14 protein-coding genes and 1 pseudogene are annotated in these 14,891 nt (G+C 68.3%); 6 read left to right on the top strand and 9 right to left on the bottom strand.

The features are described from left to right. The first annotated feature begins 83 nt into the window (after positions 1 to 83). The gene (locus tag JCM7685_RS07660; RefSeq protein WP_074966204.1) at positions 84 to 299 is read left to right on the top strand and encodes a DUF6324 family protein; all 216 of its coding nucleotides are present in this window, start codon (positions 84 to 86) and stop codon (positions 297 to 299) included. On the opposite strand, the gene JCM7685_RS07655 is transcribed toward JCM7685_RS07660, so the two are convergent. From JCM7685_RS07655 to JCM7685_RS07625, 7 genes are all read right to left on the bottom strand, one after another. Further along, positions 280 to 756, bottom strand: coding sequence for an MmcB family DNA repair protein (locus JCM7685_RS07655; RefSeq protein WP_074966203.1), 477 nt, complete (start codon positions 754 to 756; stop codon positions 280 to 282). The genes JCM7685_RS07660 and JCM7685_RS07655 overlap by 20 nt on opposite strands. Positions 757 to 1,092: 336 nt before the next feature. Beyond that, positions 1,093 to 2,025, bottom strand: a complete 933-nt coding sequence (locus JCM7685_RS07650) for a DUF481 domain-containing protein (protein ID WP_074966202.1) — start codon at positions 2,023 to 2,025, stop codon at positions 1,093 to 1,095. Between the two features lie 417 nt (positions 2,026 to 2,442). After that, on the bottom strand, positions 2,443 to 2,748 hold the full coding sequence (locus JCM7685_RS07645) for a hypothetical protein (RefSeq protein WP_074966288.1): 306 nt from the start codon (positions 2,746 to 2,748) through the stop codon (positions 2,443 to 2,445). 102 nt (positions 2,749 to 2,850) lie between these two features. Next, positions 2,851 to 3,354 (bottom strand): transcription antitermination factor NusB, encoded by a 504-nt coding sequence (gene nusB / locus JCM7685_RS07640; protein WP_074966201.1) that lies wholly within the window; start codon positions 3,352 to 3,354, stop codon positions 2,851 to 2,853. Further along, positions 3,351 to 3,899, bottom strand: a complete 549-nt coding sequence (locus JCM7685_RS07635; protein WP_074966200.1) for a 6,7-dimethyl-8-ribityllumazine synthase — start codon at positions 3,897 to 3,899, stop codon at positions 3,351 to 3,353. Before JCM7685_RS07635 ends, nusB begins: the two co-directional genes overlap by 4 nt. 4 nt (positions 3,900 to 3,903) lie before the next feature. After that, entirely contained in the window at positions 3,904 to 5,022 is a 1,119-nt protein-coding gene (ribB, locus tag JCM7685_RS07630) for a 3,4-dihydroxy-2-butanone-4-phosphate synthase (protein WP_074966199.1), read from the bottom strand. 231 nt (positions 5,023 to 5,253) lie between these two features. Next, complete coding sequence (locus JCM7685_RS07625) at positions 5,254 to 5,847, bottom strand: riboflavin synthase (protein ID WP_074966198.1); 594 nt, start codon at positions 5,845 to 5,847, stop codon at positions 5,254 to 5,256. A 232-nt stretch (positions 5,848 to 6,079) separates the two neighbouring features. Here JCM7685_RS07625 and JCM7685_RS07620 point away from each other — a divergent pair, with 232 nt between their 5' ends. The 3 genes from JCM7685_RS07620 to JCM7685_RS07610 all read left to right on the top strand — a co-directional run bounded on the left by JCM7685_RS07620 (position 6,080) and on the right by JCM7685_RS07610 (position 10,752). Further along, the gene (locus tag JCM7685_RS07620; protein ID WP_083412545.1) at positions 6,080 to 7,477 is read left to right on the top strand and encodes a capsule biosynthesis protein; all 1,398 of its coding nucleotides are present in this window, start codon (positions 6,080 to 6,082) and stop codon (positions 7,475 to 7,477) included. A 133-nt stretch (positions 7,478 to 7,610) separates the two neighbouring features. Then, the gene (locus tag JCM7685_RS07615; RefSeq protein ID WP_074966286.1) at positions 7,611 to 8,753 is read left to right on the top strand and encodes a polysaccharide biosynthesis/export family protein; all 1,143 of its coding nucleotides are present in this window, start codon (positions 7,611 to 7,613) and stop codon (positions 8,751 to 8,753) included. A gap of 4 nt (positions 8,754 to 8,757) precedes the next feature. Beyond that, positions 8,758 to 10,752 carry a capsular polysaccharide biosynthesis protein gene (locus tag JCM7685_RS07610; RefSeq protein ID WP_074966197.1) on the top strand — a complete coding sequence of 665 codons (1,995 nt, stop codon included), beginning with the start codon at positions 8,758 to 8,760 and terminating at the stop codon, positions 10,750 to 10,752. Here JCM7685_RS07610 and ribD read toward each other — a convergent pair. Together ribD and nrdR are read right to left on the bottom strand one after the other, a co-directional pair. Next, positions 10,728 to 11,777 (bottom strand): bifunctional diaminohydroxyphosphoribosylaminopyrimidine deaminase/5-amino-6-(5-phosphoribosylamino)uracil reductase RibD, encoded by a 1,050-nt coding sequence (gene ribD, locus JCM7685_RS07605; protein ID WP_408634324.1) that lies wholly within the window; start codon positions 11,775 to 11,777, stop codon positions 10,728 to 10,730. The genes JCM7685_RS07610 and ribD overlap by 25 nt on opposite strands. Further along, positions 11,774 to 12,238 (bottom strand): transcriptional regulator NrdR, encoded by a 465-nt coding sequence (gene nrdR, locus JCM7685_RS07600; protein WP_074966195.1) that lies wholly within the window; start codon positions 12,236 to 12,238, stop codon positions 11,774 to 11,776. Before nrdR ends, ribD begins: the two co-directional genes overlap by 4 nt. 201 nt (positions 12,239 to 12,439) lie before the next feature. Between nrdR and JCM7685_RS07595 the strand changes: the two genes are divergently transcribed. Continuing rightward, positions 12,440 to 13,564, top strand: coding sequence for a TRAP transporter substrate-binding protein (locus JCM7685_RS07595; protein ID WP_074966194.1), 1,125 nt, complete (start codon positions 12,440 to 12,442; stop codon positions 13,562 to 13,564). Between the two features lie 101 nt (positions 13,565 to 13,665). Further along, positions 13,666 to 14,601 (top strand): annotated as a pseudogene (locus tag JCM7685_RS07590) (transposase). Positions 14,602 to 14,891: the final 290 nt, after the last annotated feature.

Genomic DNA, 14,891 nt, shown 5'->3' with positions numbered 1-14,891 from the left:
CTGCGCAAGCCCGACTTGCCGGTTTTTGACAAGCGGGTTAAGGAAAAATTCAGCACCCAAGCGCGAGCCGGCAGGAGAGCAGCATGAGCATCAACAGCGAAAGCGATATCGCGGCAAACCTTCAGATCGGCCCCACCGATCGCGGCATGGTCCGAATCTATGTCGAGGGCGAGGGCGTGGACCTGCCGCTGGACTTCGATCCCGACGAGGCCGAGGAAATCGCCGAGGAACTGCTGGCGGCCGCCGAAGCCGCCCGTGCCATGGGCGCGCCCGCCAAGCCTAAAAAGCCGCGTCGCTGACCCCCATCGGATCGGTCAGCGCCAGCAGCCGCCCGGCCGAGACCCGCGCGATGTCGCGCAATAGCCGCGACCGCCGGGCTCCGGCCAGCCGCGATTCGGGCGCCATGCGCACCAGTTCCGCGCCCCAACTGTCGGCCCGGATCAGGCCCGAGCCTTCGGGCAGCAATTCCTCGGGAAAATCCGCGTCCACGGCCCAGAAGAAGCGGTCGCAGAACGCCAGGTAGCCTTGCCATTTGCGGTCGCCGACGAAATCGGCCCGGCAGCTCTTGCATTCCACCACCCAGATCTCGCCCTTCGGCGAGATCGAGATCACATCGACCCGCAACCCGCCCGTCGGCACGAACTCGGCCAGCGCCGCATGGCCCAGCCCGTTCAACATCCGCGCCACGCCGCGTTGCAGCCGCTGGCCGGGCTTCGAAGGCAAGACCTCGTCGGGGAAAGGTTCGGTGTGCTGCATGTCCGAAACATGAACGAAGCGGAAACATCTTGCAAGCCCGGCAGCGCGGCCCTTGCGGCAAGCCGAGGCGTGACCTATCTAGCGTGACTGGCGGGCTTCTGCTCTTCTCGTGTGTGGCCTCTTTTTCCACTGGCCTATAATTTCACCGAGGGGGCTGGCTCTGTCGGGGCCCTGGTCCCGGTATCCGGCTCCCACCTGGACATCCAGGCTTTCGGGGAAACTAGCGCTGCCACGGTTGCTGCGGTTCCCGCCGCCCTACTCTTCCCGCCAAAACGAAAAGGGACGGCCCGAAGGCCGCCCCCGTTGTTGCGAGAGAGAGGAAGGAGAACCGGCTTCTTAGAAGCCGTAGACCAGCGACACGCCCAGCGTGTTGTCGGTGCGGATGCTGCGGTCCGAGACGTATTCGGTCTTGTAGGACACGCGGGTTGCAAAGGCTTCGGTCATCTTGAAGTTCAGACCCAGCTCGTTGGTGATCGTGTCGTTCGCGTCCGAGGTCAGGTAGTCCGTGTCGTTGGTGACGAAGAACTGCTCGTTGATCCGGTGGTAGAAGCGCGACGACAGCAGGTAGCCGACATCGGTGTCCGAATTGTAGTCGATGGTGCCGGTCAGCGGGTCCACCGGATCTTCGGTCGCAACCACGGCCTTGGTGTAGCGGATGCCGACGGCGGCCTGCACGCGCCATGCGGTGGTGTCGTTGTTGATGATCCGGTAGCCCGGGCCGACGCCGAAGTAAGCGTCGCGCTTCAGGCGGCCGTCCAGCGAGCTGAAGGTCTCGCCGCTCGACAGGCTGATCGGATCGCCGGCCAGCGCGTCGGTGGCCAAGCGGCCAAGGGCGAAGGCGTAGAACTTGTCGTTGAAGTTATACATCCCTTCGTAGATCACGTAGGTCTTCTCGGTGTCCTTGTTGCCGGCGTTGTTGTCGCCGTATTCAAGCAGGATACCGACCGACTGCGAGAACTGGCCCTGGTTGTGCGACAGGCGGCCCGACAGGTTGAAGTCCTGGTTTTCGCTGTTGCCGGTCGAGCCGGTATAGCTCAGCGCGACCGAGCCGAAGGTGCCCTGACGCTGGTCGGGGTTGCCGAAGCGATAGGCGTCTTCCGAACGGGCGAAATCGTCGCGGACGTCGCGCTCGATGTCGCGCATGTCTTCGTTGACCTGGGTGATGCCGACGGCATTGGCGCCGGCCGAGGTTTCCGACTGCGCGAAGGCAGGGGCCGCGAAAGAGGCGGCCAGGGCGGTGGCGCCGGCAAGGTAAGCGAGCGTTTTCATCTTTATCAGTCCTTTTCTCGAACCGTGTTCCGTGTCCGTGGCGCCGGCCTTCCGGCACCGCGAGCATCTCTGCTGGCCCAGAGGTAGAACCCTGGCGCTTGTGGATAAAGGGGTCCAAAAAAACTGGTCCGATCTCTCAAAAACGTGAAAACCCCAGGGAACCCACGCATCGGCGGAAAAGCGACAGGGGCAAATCGTGATGAAACCAAATCCTGTTAAGGTTGTGTAAAGGTTTTTGCAGAAACATCAGCAGGTAACTTGGCACCGTCGCGCTCACGAAAGATGACCGAACCGTAACAGTTGTATGGAAGACGGTCGCTGCTCAAAAAAGCGGCAGCGAATTTTCGCCGCCGGCCGATCGGATATGTTGCCCCATGTCCACAGTGCTGGCGCAAAAATGTCAGACCGGAAAAGGGGTCAGCGCGGGCGTGCCGGAACCAGAGCCGGCGCGGACGCGGCTTTGCGGCGAATCCGCTGTCGCAGGCCGCCGCCGGCGCCGCCGTCGCTGGCCATCAGCATGATGCGGATGCCGAATTGCACGCCAGAGAACAGCACGGTGTGAAAGACCACCAGCATCAGCACCGCGATCCAGCCGCCGCGCGTGGCCCCGACCAGGTGGCGCAACCCGGCGACATCCATCGCCAGCAGCAAGGCGGTGAAGGCCAGCGCCAGGGCAAAGCCGACGGCGATGCTGACGATGTAAAGCCGGACGAGCTGCGGCATCTGCTTCCCCGAGGTGACGAACGGCGTCATCCTAGACCCGGCGCCGGCTTTGCCGAAGCGAAAAAGTCTCGCCGCGTCACAATGCCCCGGGGACAGGCGGCATTACGCCTGGAACGCCTCGGGCCGCGCCTCGCGCGCCATGTGATCGAGCACGGCGTTCACGAATTTCGCCTCGCGCCCCTCGGCGAAGAAAGCCTGCGCCAGGCGGACGTATTCGGTGATGACCACCTTGGGCGGCGTCTTCTGCGTCACCAGCTCGGCCCCCGCAGCGCGAAAGACCGAGCGCAGCACGGGGTCGATGCGGTCGATCGGCCATTTCGCCACCAGCGCCCGGTCGGTCATCTGGTCGATCCGCGCCTGCCAGGCCACGGCATCGTCGACGATGCGGGCGAACAGCGCATCATCGGCCTGGGCCGAGACCATGTCCTCGTCCTCGCCCTCGCGGCCGATGCGCCAGTTCAGGAACTCGCGCTGCACGCGGTCGGCCGATTGGCCGGCCGCCTCCATCTGGAACAGCGCCTGCACGGCATAAAGACGCGCCGCCGCAGTCCGCGCCTGCCGTGCTTCACGGTTGCCCGCAGTCCGCTTGTCGCCCGCCTTGCTCATGCGCCCTCCGGCCCTTCGATCTCGCCGGCCAGCCGGATCGCGTCGCGCGGCGCCTCGGCATCCGCGCGCGGCGATTGCGCGGCCCAGCCGCGTTTCAGCGCCACCAGGTGCAGCGCCGCCGCCGCGGCGCCGCCGCCCTTGTTCTGGCCGTCGGGATCGGCGCGGACCGCGGCCTGTTCGTAATTCTCGACCGTCAGGATGCCGTTGCCGATGCAATGGCCCTGCAGGCCCAGCAGGGCGATGCCGCGCGAGCTGTCGTTGCAGACCGTGTCGTAATGCGTGGTCTCGCCCCGGATCACGCAGCCCAGGGCGACATAGCCGTCGTAGAGCCCCCGCGCCGCAGCCAGGGCGATGGCGGTCGGCACCTCCAGCGCGCCGGGGACCTCCACCAGGTCGGCCTTGGCGCCAGCCTCGGCCGCGACCCGCCGCGCGCCGGCGATCAGCCCGTCGGCGATCTGGCGGTAATAGGGCGCGACGACGATCAACAGCCGCGCGCCATCCATGCGGGGCAGCGGCAGTTGATAATGTTCGATGCTGGCGGCCATTGCGTCATCCTTTGGGAATCGGACGGGTGGAATGGATCGAAAGCCCGTAGGCGTCAAGTCCGACGACCTTCATCGGCGGCGAATTCGTCAGCACCACCAGTTCCGACAGTCCCAACGCCGACAGGATCTGCGCCCCCAGCCCGTATTGCCGGATCACATGCGACGACACCTCGTCCTGGCGCGGCAGCCGCGGCTCGAGGTCGCGGAACAGCACCACCACCCCCCTGCCCTCGCCGGCGATGACCTCCATCGCGGCGTCCAGCGTCCCCGCCTCTTCCCGGCCGATGCCCAGCACGTCGTGCAGCGGGTCCAGGACGTGCATCCGCACCAGCACCGGCCCGGGCGCGTTCAGGTCGCCCTTGGTCAGCACGATATGCTCCGCAGCCGTGGTCTCGTCGGCGAAGATGCGCATCATCCAGTCGCCGCCATGGACCGAGTGGACGGCGCGCTGGCCGCGTTCGGCGATCAGGTTGTCGTGGCGGCGGCGATAGGCGATCAGGTCGCTGATGGTGCCGATCTTCAGCCCGTGCTTCTGGGCGAAGGCGACCAGGTCGGGCAGCCGGGCCATGGTGCCGTCCTCGTTCATGATCTCGCAGATCACCCCCGCCGGGTTCAGCCCGGCCAGGCGCGAGATGTCCACCGCCGCCTCGGTATGGCCGGCGCGGACCAGCACCCCGCCTTCGCGCGCGCGCAGCGGGAAGATATGGCCGGGCGTCGCGATGTCGGCGGCGCCCTTGGTCGGATCGATGGCGACCGCGATGGTATGGGCGCGGTCATGGGCCGAGATCCCGGTCGTCACCCCCTCGCGGGCCTCGATGGACATGGTGAAGGCGGTCTCGTGGCGGCTGGTGTTCTTGGAGCTCATCAGCGGCAGCCCCAGCGCGTCGATACGGGCCCCGGGCATCGACAGGCAGATCAGACCACGACCGTGGGTGGCCATGAAGTTGACCGCGTCGGGCGTCGCCATCTGCGCGGGGATCACCAGATCGCCCTCGTTCTCGCGATCCTCGTGGTCGACCAGGATGAACATGCGGCCGTTGCGGGCCTCGTTGATGATCTCCTCGGTCGGGGAAATGGCGCTCGACCAGTCCCGCTCGACCGTACCCGGCTTGTCATACTGCATCCGCAACTCCTGCAAAGAACCGCTGCGCGCCGGGGCAACCCGCCCCGCCGCCAGCCATCGTGATTTCCCGTCGGCATCCAGCCCCGCGGGACGCCGGCATCGCCTTCCCGGCCCGCGCCTGCGGCCGGGCCGCGGCCCTGGGGCGAGGCCGCATGCCGCTCTGCACCGCCCGCGCCCCTGGCGCAAGTCCCGGCCGGCCAAACACCCGCGACCCCGCGTCGCGGCCACCCATCAGCCGGCCTCGGCCAGGCGCGCGACATAGCGCGCCAGCGTGTCGATCTCCAGGTTCACCGCATCGCCCGGCCGTGCCGCGCCCCAGGTGGTGACCGCCTGGGTATGCGGGATGACGTTGATGCCGAACCGCGCGCCCTCGACCTCGTTCACCGTCAGCGAGGTGCCGTTCAGCGCCACCGAACCCTTGGGCGCGATGAAGCGCGCCAGCGTCTCGGGGGCGCGGAAGGTGATGCGGGTGCTGTCGCCCTCGTCGCGCATGTCCTCGATCACGGCCACGCCGTCCACATGCCCCGAGACGATATGCCCGCCCAGTTCGTCGCCGACGCGCAGCGCGCGTTCCAGGTTCAGCCGCTTGCCTGCCGCCCAGCCGTTGGCGCCGATGTTGGTCTTGGACAGCGTCTCGGCCGAGATGTCCACGTCGAACCAGTCCGGCCCCTTCTCGACCACGGTCAGGCAGACGCCGTCGCAGGCGATCGAGGCGCCCAGTTCGACCCCGGCCATGTCGTAGTGGCAGGCGATCCGCGCCCGCATGTCGCCGCGCATCTCGACGCGCGAAACTTCGCCGATGTCCGTGATGATGCCGGTAAACATGGATGCCCCCTTGCTTTCTGCTGCCAGAGAACTAGAGCCTTGCCGCGCGATCTTCAAGCAAAGGCGCAACAGGGGTTAACGGACGTTAAGGCAGATTCGGGAAAGCCCGTGACAGCGGCGGGGTTTTCATGCAATCAGGAAGTGTGAATGTTCTCGGTGGCGCGGTGCCGCCTGTTGCGACAAGTCGAAAGCCCGTCCCTTTTTGCAACCAAGGCCCGAACGGCTCGAAACCATGACCGGAACCCGCACCGCCCGCGCAACCGCGCATCCCCCGCGCATGCAGGACGCCCAGACACCTCGCGCCGCCGGCCAGCGGCTGGCGCCGGTGGCGGCCACTGCCGCATTGCCCGCGGCCAAGCGGGTGTTTTTGATGCTGCAGGGTCCGCATGGCCCCTTCTTCGATCGCGTCGGCCGGCTGCTCAGCGACACCGGGGCGCAGGTCTGGCGCGTCAGCTTCAACGCCGGCGACGAATTCTTCTGGTCCGACAAGGAACGGTTGATCCGCCACGCCGGCGCGCCCGAGGACTGGCCCGAGCATCTGGACCGCATCATCGCCGAAAAGGGCGTGACCGACATCGTGCTCTACGGCGACGTGCGGCCGATCCATGCCGCCGCCCGCGATGCCGCCCAGCATTACGACCTGGTGATGCATGTCTTCGAGGAAGGCTATCTGCGCCCCTTCTGGATCACCTATGAGCGCGGCGGCTCGAACGGCCATTCCGCGCTGATGCGCATCCCCCTGCGCGAGATGCGCAACGCCCTGCGCAACCGCATGGGCGAGATGAACCGGCCGCCCGCGCATTGGGGCGACATGCGCCAGCACAAGTTCTACGGCGCGCTCTACCATTTCTTCGTGCTGACGGCGAACCGCTGCTACCCGGGCTATCGCACGCACCGCCAGATCGGCGTGTTCCAGGAGTTCCGGCTGAACCTGCGCCGCTTCCTGCTTACCCCCTTCGACGCGCTGGCCCGCAAGCGCGAGGGCGATGCCGTCCGCCGCGGCGGCTTTCCCTATGTGCTGGTGCTGATGCAGCTCGAACACGATTCGAATTTCGTCGCGCATTCCCCCTACAGCCGCATGGCGGAATTCACCGACGAGGTGCTGACCGAATTTGCCCGCTCGGCGCCGCGGCATCATCGCATCGTCTTCAAGGCCCACCCGCTCGAGGACGGGCGCGGCGGCATTCGCCAGGCCATCCTGGACAAGGCCCGCAGCCTGGGGATCGAGGATCGGGTTCATTTCGTGCGCGGCGGCAAGCTGGCGCGGTTGATGAACCAAGCCCGCGCGGCAGTGACGGTGAATTCGACCGCGGCGCAGCAGGCGCTTTGGCGGGGCCTGCCGGTCAAGGCCATGGGCCGCGCGGTCTTCGACAAGCCCGGGCTGGTCTCTGACCAGAGCCTCGCGGATTTCCTGCACGACCCGCGCCCGCCCAAGGCCATGGCCTATCGCCGCTATCGCGACTTCCTGCTGGAAAGCAGCCAGGTGCCCGGCGGCTATTACGCCTCGCGTTCGCGCAGCCACGCGCTGCGCATCGTGGTGGACATGATGCTGGCCCCCGAGGACCCTTACCAGGCGCTTTTCGCCGGACGCGGCAAATATCGGCAACAGATGGGCGACAAGGACGAGTGAGCCCGCCAAAACCATGGAAAACCCGGGCCTGCTGGGATAACGTGCCGCGAAAGACGGTGGCGATGCGGGAATCGCGCGAGTGGACAGGAGTAACAGTTTGACCGAAGTGAGTTTTTCGACCCATCCGGGCAGTATGGCCGGTTTTCGGCCGCGTTTTCTGACCTCTCGCGTGGCGCGGGTGGCGATTCTCGGTGCGGTCCTGCTGGTCTCCGCCTGCGGCTTGCCGCGCTCGGGTCCCACCAAGGGTCAGATCATCTCGGGTTCGGTCGAGAAGGGCGGCAGCACCCATATCGTGCATGTGGACGACCGGGTGAACCGGGCCGCGAACTATTCGCCGGCCTACGGTTTCTCGTCGGATTTCCGCGCCGCCGGCCAGGTCGGCGCCGACGAGGTGCGCCCGGGCGACGTGCTGGGCCTGTCGATCTGGGAAAACGTCGACGACGGGCTCCTGGCCTCGATGGGGCAAAGCTCGACCCAGCTGCAGCAGCTGCAGGTGGACAGCCAGGGCTATATCTTCGTGCCCTATGCCGGTCGCATCCGGGCCGCGGGCAACAGCCCCGACGAGCTGCGCCGCATCATCACCCAGAAGCTGGAAAGCCAGACCCCCGACCCGCAGGTCATGGTCACCCGCGTCGCCGGCGATGGCGCCACGGTCTCGGTCATGGGCAAGGTGAACGCCCAAGGGGTATTCCCGATCGAGCGTCCGACCCGCACGCTGTCCTCGATGCTGTCCAAGGCGGGCGGCGTCTCGATCGAGCCCGAGGTCGCGGTCGTGACCGTCAAGCGCGGCAATTCCAGCGGCAAGGTCTGGCTGCGCGACCTTTACTCGAACGCCCGCAACGACATCGCGCTGCGCCCCGGCGACGTGATCCTGGTCGAAGAGGACGAACGCAGCTTCACCGCGCTGGGCGCGCTGGGCGGCCAGACCAAGGTGCCGCTCGGCAACGATCAGATCAATGCCATCGAGGCGGTGGCCATGGTCGGCGGGCTCAGCACCACGCTGGCCGACCCCAAGGGCGTCTTCGTCCTGCGCGACGAGCCGCAGTCGGTCGCCCGCGCCGTGCTGGGCCGGAACGACATCTACGGCAACCAGCGCGTCGCCTATGTGCTGGATCTGACCCGGCCTGACGGCATGTTCCTGGCGCGCGACTTCGTCATCCGCGACGGCGACACCGTCTATGTGACCGAGGCGCCCTTCGTGCAATGGCAGAAAACCCTCAGCGCCATCCTGACGCCCGTCACCCAATTGGGCACCGCTGACGGCGCGTTCCGGTAGACGCATGGGTCTCGACAACAAGGCCGCCGGGGATCCCCGGCGGCTTTTCGTATTCAACGGCGGCTTCTTCACCCGCCCGCGCTTGCGCCGGATCCTGGAACTGGCCGGCTGGGCGCCGCGGCTGGGCCTGCCGGGTCCCGGCGACCATGTCGGCCTTTGGGGCAACAGCCCGACCGCCTGGCGCGGCCGCGCCGTCGCCGCGCGACGCGGCGCGCGGCTGCTGCATGTCGAGGACGCCTTCCTACGCTCGGTCCTGCCCGGCCGCGTCCGCGGCCCGGTCGGCCGCCGCGGACCCGTCGGCCTGATCCTCGATCCGGTCGGGCTGCATTTCGACCCCGAAACCCCCTCGCTGATCGAAACCCTGGTCCGGGAGCCCGCGACCGCCGACTTGCATGACGCGGCGCGGACGGGGATCGCCCGGCTGATCGCCGCCGACCTGTCGAAATACAATGCGCATCTGCCCGGCCTTGCGCCGCCACCGTCCGGCCATGTGCTGGTCATTGATCAGACGCGTGGCGATGCCTCGCTGCTGGGCGCCGGACGGGCCGAGTTCCTGGCCATGCTCTCTGCCGCCAGGGACGAAAACCCCGGCCTGCCGCTGGTGATCCGCACCCACCCCGAGACCGCCGCCGGCCTGCGTCCCGGCCATTTCACCGCCGCCGACCTGCGTCCCGGCGAAACGATCTGCGACACCGCGCTGTCGCCCTGGCGGCTGCTGCGCAGCGCGGCACGGGTCTATGCCTGGTCCTCGCAGCTGGGATACGAGGCGATTCTGGCCGGTCACCGCCCCCGGATCTTCGGCCGGCCCTTCTACGCCGGCTGGGGGCTGTCCGAGGACGAGCACCGCTTTCCACGCCGGGGCCCGGCCCCGGTCGAGGCGCTGTTCGCGGCCAGCCACCTGCGCGCGCCGGTCTGGTACGATCCCTGCCTGGACCGGCTGACCGATTTCGACGGAGCCATGAACCAGATCGAGGCCGAGGCCCGCGCCTGGCGCCAGGACCGGGACGGCCATCTGGCCTATGGCATCCGGCTGTGGAAACGCCCCCTGGTCGCGCGTTTTTTCGGCAGCGGCAAGGGCGTGCGCTTCACCGCGCGGCCCCGGCCCGAGGTCACCCTGGCCTGGGCCAACCGCGCCGATGCCGTGCGGAGCGCGCTGCGGGTCGAGGATGGCTTCGTCCGTTCTCGGGGCCTGGGCGCCGCGCTGGTGCCGCCGCTGTCGCTGGTCGCCGACGACCTCGGCATCTATTACGATCCCAGCCGCGAAAGCCGGTTCGAGCGGCTGATGGCCGAGCCGCTGCCGCCCGGCGGCCGCGACCGCGCCCTGGCGCTGGCCCGGATGCTGACCGAGGCGGGCATCACCAAATACAACCTTGCCGGTCCGCCGCCCGACCTGCCGCCGGGCCAGCGCATCCTGGTTCCGGGCCAGGTCGAGGACGACGCCTCGATCCGCCTCGGCGCCGGCGCCGAGCGCACGAATCTTGCGCTGCTGGAGCGGGTGCGAGCCGAAAACCCCGAGGCGGTGCTGGTCTACAAGCCGCACCCCGATGTCGAGGCCGGGCTGCGTCCCGGGCTGATCGCCGAGCCGGACCTGCGCCGCCTGGCCGATGTCACCGCCCGCAACGTGGGGGCGGATGCGCTGATGGCGCAGGTGGACGAGGTCTGGACCATGACCTCGACGCTCGGCTTCGAGGCGCTGCTACGCGGCCTGCCGGTCACTACGCTGGGCGCGCCCTTCTATGCCGGCTGGGGGCTGACCCGCGACCTGGGGCCGGTGCCGGCGCGCCGGCAGGCCCGGGTCGACCTGCCCGCGCTGATCCATGGCGCGCTGATCGCCTATCCGCGCTATTTCGACCCGCAAACCGGCCTGCCCTGCCCGCCCGAGACCGCCGTTGCCCGCCTGACCGATCCCGAATTCGGCACCCGCGCCGGTCCGGCAATCCGCCTGCTGGCCAAGGCGCAGGGCGCGCTCAGCAGCTACGCCTGGCTGTGGCGGCGCTGATCGCAGCTCATCGATTGACAGTCCGTTGCCGGCTCGCGCAGCCAGCGATGCAGGACATCGTTTCCCAACCGCCGCAATTCGACAAGCCGGAAACGCGGCGCGTCCGCCAATCGCGCAGGCTCCAGCGCGGCGAAGCCGGGACGCCCGTCGCCCCCCAGCACCACGCCCGCGGTATAGCCGATCAGCTGGTCGACCAGCCCGGCGCGCAGCAGGCTCGCCGCCAGCACGCCGCCGCCTTCGCAGAACACCCGGGTCAACCCGCGCGCGCCCAGTTCGGCCATGAATGCCGCCGGCGGACCCGAAACCTGCCACAGCGGACCATGCGCCGGCCCCTCCGGCGGCAGCTCCGGCAGGTCGCGGGCCGAGACCACGATCCGCACCGGCTGCCGCACCGGGCCAAAGCCGCGCACGTTCAGCCCGGGGCGATCGGCCCGCGCCGTGCCGCCGCCGACCATCACCGCATCATGTGCCAGCCGCAGGGCATGGACGTGGTGCCGCGCCTGCGGGCCGGTGATCCATTGGCTTTCGCCCGAGGCGGTGGCGATGCGGCCGTCGAAACTGGCAGCCAGCTTCAGCGTCAGCATCGGCCGGCCCTGGCTGATCCGGGTCAGGAAGCCGCGCTGCGCCTCGCGCGCCTCGGCCTCGCAGACGCCCTCGCGGGTGTCGATGCCGGCGGCGCGCAGGATGGCGTGGCCGCGACCGGCGACACGCGGGTCGGGATCGGTCAGGGCGCTGACCACGCGGGCGACGCCGGCGCGGACCAGGGCCTCGGCGCAGGGCGGCGTCTTGCCGTGATGGGCGCAGGGCTCCAGCGTGACATAGGCGGTGGCGCCGCGCGCGGCCGCGCCGGCCTGGGTCAGAGCCATGGCCTCGGCATGCGGGCGGCCGCCGGGCTGGGTCCAGCCGCGCCCGACCACGCGCCCCTCGCGCACCAGCACGCAGCCGACGGCCGGGTTCGGCCAGCAATTGCCCAGGGCGCGCCGCGCCAGGGACAGGGCGTGGCGCATGTGACGGACGTCGTTCACTCTTCCGGGCCGCCGGGCCGCAACTCGCTGACGAATTTGTCGAAATCGTCCGCCGCCTGGAAATTCTTGTAGACGCTGGCGAAACGCACATAGGCCACGGTGTCGATCCGGGCCAGCGTCTCCATCACGATCTCGCCGATCACCTTCGAGGGGATGTCGGTGTCGCCCAGGCTTTCCAGCCGCCGCACGATGCCCGAGATCATCTGGTCGATCCGCTCGGGGTCGATGGGGCGCTTCTGCATGGCGATGCGGATCGAGCGCTCCAGCTTGGCCCGGTCGAAATCCTCGCGCCGGCCGCTGGACTTGACCACGACCAGGTCGCGCAACTGCACCCGCTCATAGGTGGTGAAGCGCCCGCCGCAAGCCGGGCAGAAGCGCCGGCGCCGGATGGCCACGTTATCCTCGGCCGGACGCGAATCCTTGACCTGGGTATCCACATTTCCGCAGAACGGACAGCGCATCCCTTGTTTCCTCAAAGCCCCAAACCGCTGTCAGTATAGGCAGCCCCGAACGTCTTGGGTAGCCCGTTGATCGCGCCACAAGATCGGCGATGCGCCGGCCTGCCGACGGGCGTCGAATGCCGCAGTCGCGTCTCGACAGGTCGGCGGACCCGTGCAACATTCCAGCCCATCGGCCGCGGGCCGACGCATGCGGAGGAAACCATGAAGACCAGCAACCAGTTCGACCGGCGCGCCTTCCTGACCCGGGCCACGGTCGGCGGCGCCGCCGCGGCCGCCGGCACCGCCTTGGCCGCACCCGCCATCGCGCAGGAGATGCCCGAGATCAAATGGCGTCTGACCTCGTCCTTTCCGAAGTCGCTGGACACGATCTATGGCGGCGCCGAGGAACTGTCCCGCCGCCTGAAGGAGGCGACCGGGGGCAAGTTCAACATCCAGCCCTTTGCCGCGGGCGAGCTGGTGCCGGCGCTGCAAGCCGCCGATGCCGTCAGCGAAGGCTCGGTCGAGGTCTGCCACACGGTCGGCTATTACTATTTCGGCAAGGATCCGACCTGGGCGCTGGGATCGACGGTGCCGTTCTCGCTTTCGGCGCGGGGGATGAACGCCTGGGCCTATCACGGCGGCGGCACCGATCTTTACAACGAGTTCCTGTCCGACAAGAACCTCCATGCCCTGCCCGGCGGCAATACCGGCGTGCAGATGGGCGGATGGTTCCGCAAGGAAATCAAGACGCTGGACGACCTCAAGGGTCTGAAGTTCCGCGTCGGCGGCTTTGCCGGCAGCATCCTGGAACGGCTCGGGGTGGTGCCGCAGCAACTTGCCGGCGGCGACATCTATCCGGCGCTGGAAAAGGGCACGCTGGACGCTACCGAATTCGTCGGCCCCTATGACGACCAGAAGCTGGGCTTCGTCAAGGTCGCGCCCTACTACTATTACCCCGGCTGGTGGGAAGGCGGCCCGATGGTCCATTTCATGTTCAACAAGGCCTCCTGGGAGGGGCTGCCGGACATCTACAAGTCGCTTCTGAAGTCGATCTGCCAGGGCATCGACGCCGACATGCTGCAGAAATACGACTACAAGAACCCGACCGCGATCAAGCAACTCGTGGCCGAGGGCGCGCAGCTTCGCCCCTTCTCGCCCGAGATCCTGGAAGCCTGTTTCGAGACCTCGAATACGGTCTATGCCGAGCTTGAAGCCTCGAACCCCGGCTTCAAGAAGATCTGGGATTCGATCAAGGCGTTCCGGCACGATTACTATACCTGGACCCAGATCGCGGAATACAATTACGACACCTTCATGATGCGCCAGCGGAACGCCGACAAGCTGTAGGGTCGGCGCAGACGCAAAAGCCCCGGTCAGTGCCGGGGCTTTTTTTCCCGAAGCCTGGCCGAGGTTTCCCATTGCGGGTCCATCAGCATAGCCGGGGCGGCATGTCCAAGCCTGCCCCGACCCGCTGCCGCACCCTGAACCGCTCCGCCTGCCATGCTTCGCGGCGTGAGCGTGGGTCGCCGGCCGCCTGGCTCGACCCGTCGATGTCTTGGCACGCGTCATCAGGCAAGCGTGGCGGCCGGCCGATCTGCAGCGGTCCCGCGATCCCGCTGCGATCCTTTTCCGCCTGCCGCTTCGCCGGATCGAGCCGGGGAACGCCCCAGGCCCCGCGTGACCATGGCGCGGGGGCTTCGTCGCAAGCCTTCCGAAGCAGGCCGGCCTCGACTGGCCGGCGCCGGACTTCTCGACGCGCTGCCGGCGGCAGAAGACGTTGGCCGTGCCGTCGCCTTGCCGTGGCGGCGGCGCTCTGCACCGGCTCGTGGACGGCACGGGCATCGCGGTCCGCGGCGGGGCGAATGGCATTGCCCGCAAGCATGGTGGCGCGCGCAGGCGGGGGTTGGCGCCAGTTACACCTGGCCATGGACGAGGCAGCTCCGGATGTGCGTGCCGTCGAGATCGCCGACAGCGGCCTGCGCGATGCGCCCGTGTTGCCCGATCTGCTCGCCCGGATCCCTGAAGTCGCCCCGGCCAGCGCGGCCACCGCGGACGGGGCCTGCGACGCCATCGCGAACCGGGGCGCGGATGCGGTTGAACCGCTGCGGCGCCATGCCCCGCCGTGGAAGAAAGACAGCCCCGGGGGCGGCAGGCAGGAACAAGGGCCTGCGCGCCACCAAGCGCGTCGGCCGAAGCATCCGGCGGCGCTGGAGCGGGCCTCGCCGCAGAAGCCGGGCCGAGGCCGGGATGAACTGCATGAACTGCTCGGCCAGAAGCGCATGGCCCGAGACCTCGGTTGCCAGGCCGCTGCGCTCCAAACCCGCATCGCCGTCCTGGACCGGCTCACGGCCCTCGGCAGCCCCGTCAGGCAACCCGGCGGCTGACCTCGGCTGGCGAAAGGGCAAGCTCGGCCTGAAAGCGTGCCGTGAAACAGGGCCTCAAAAGCCTCAAGGCGTTGCGAGGTCAAGCCGCCCACGCGGAGCGCACGCAACACATGCTAGATAGTTCAGGCAATCAGGGCGTCACTCCCGACATGCTTACGGGGTTCGCCTGTAAGGCTCGCTAACGGATACGCATCGCCGGTGGAGGCTTCCGCCGCGCCCACCTACGCGCGCTGGCGCGGCGTGTCGAGGTTGCCAACGACGAGGTTCGCCTCATGGGATCGAAGTCGGAA

This window comes from Paracoccus aminovorans, assembly GCF_900005615.1.
Classification (GTDB): Bacteria; Pseudomonadota; Alphaproteobacteria; order Rhodobacterales; family Rhodobacteraceae; genus Paracoccus; species Paracoccus aminovorans.
Note: the sequence above shows the minus strand (reverse complement) of the source record. Positions and strands in the feature narration are given on the sequence as shown.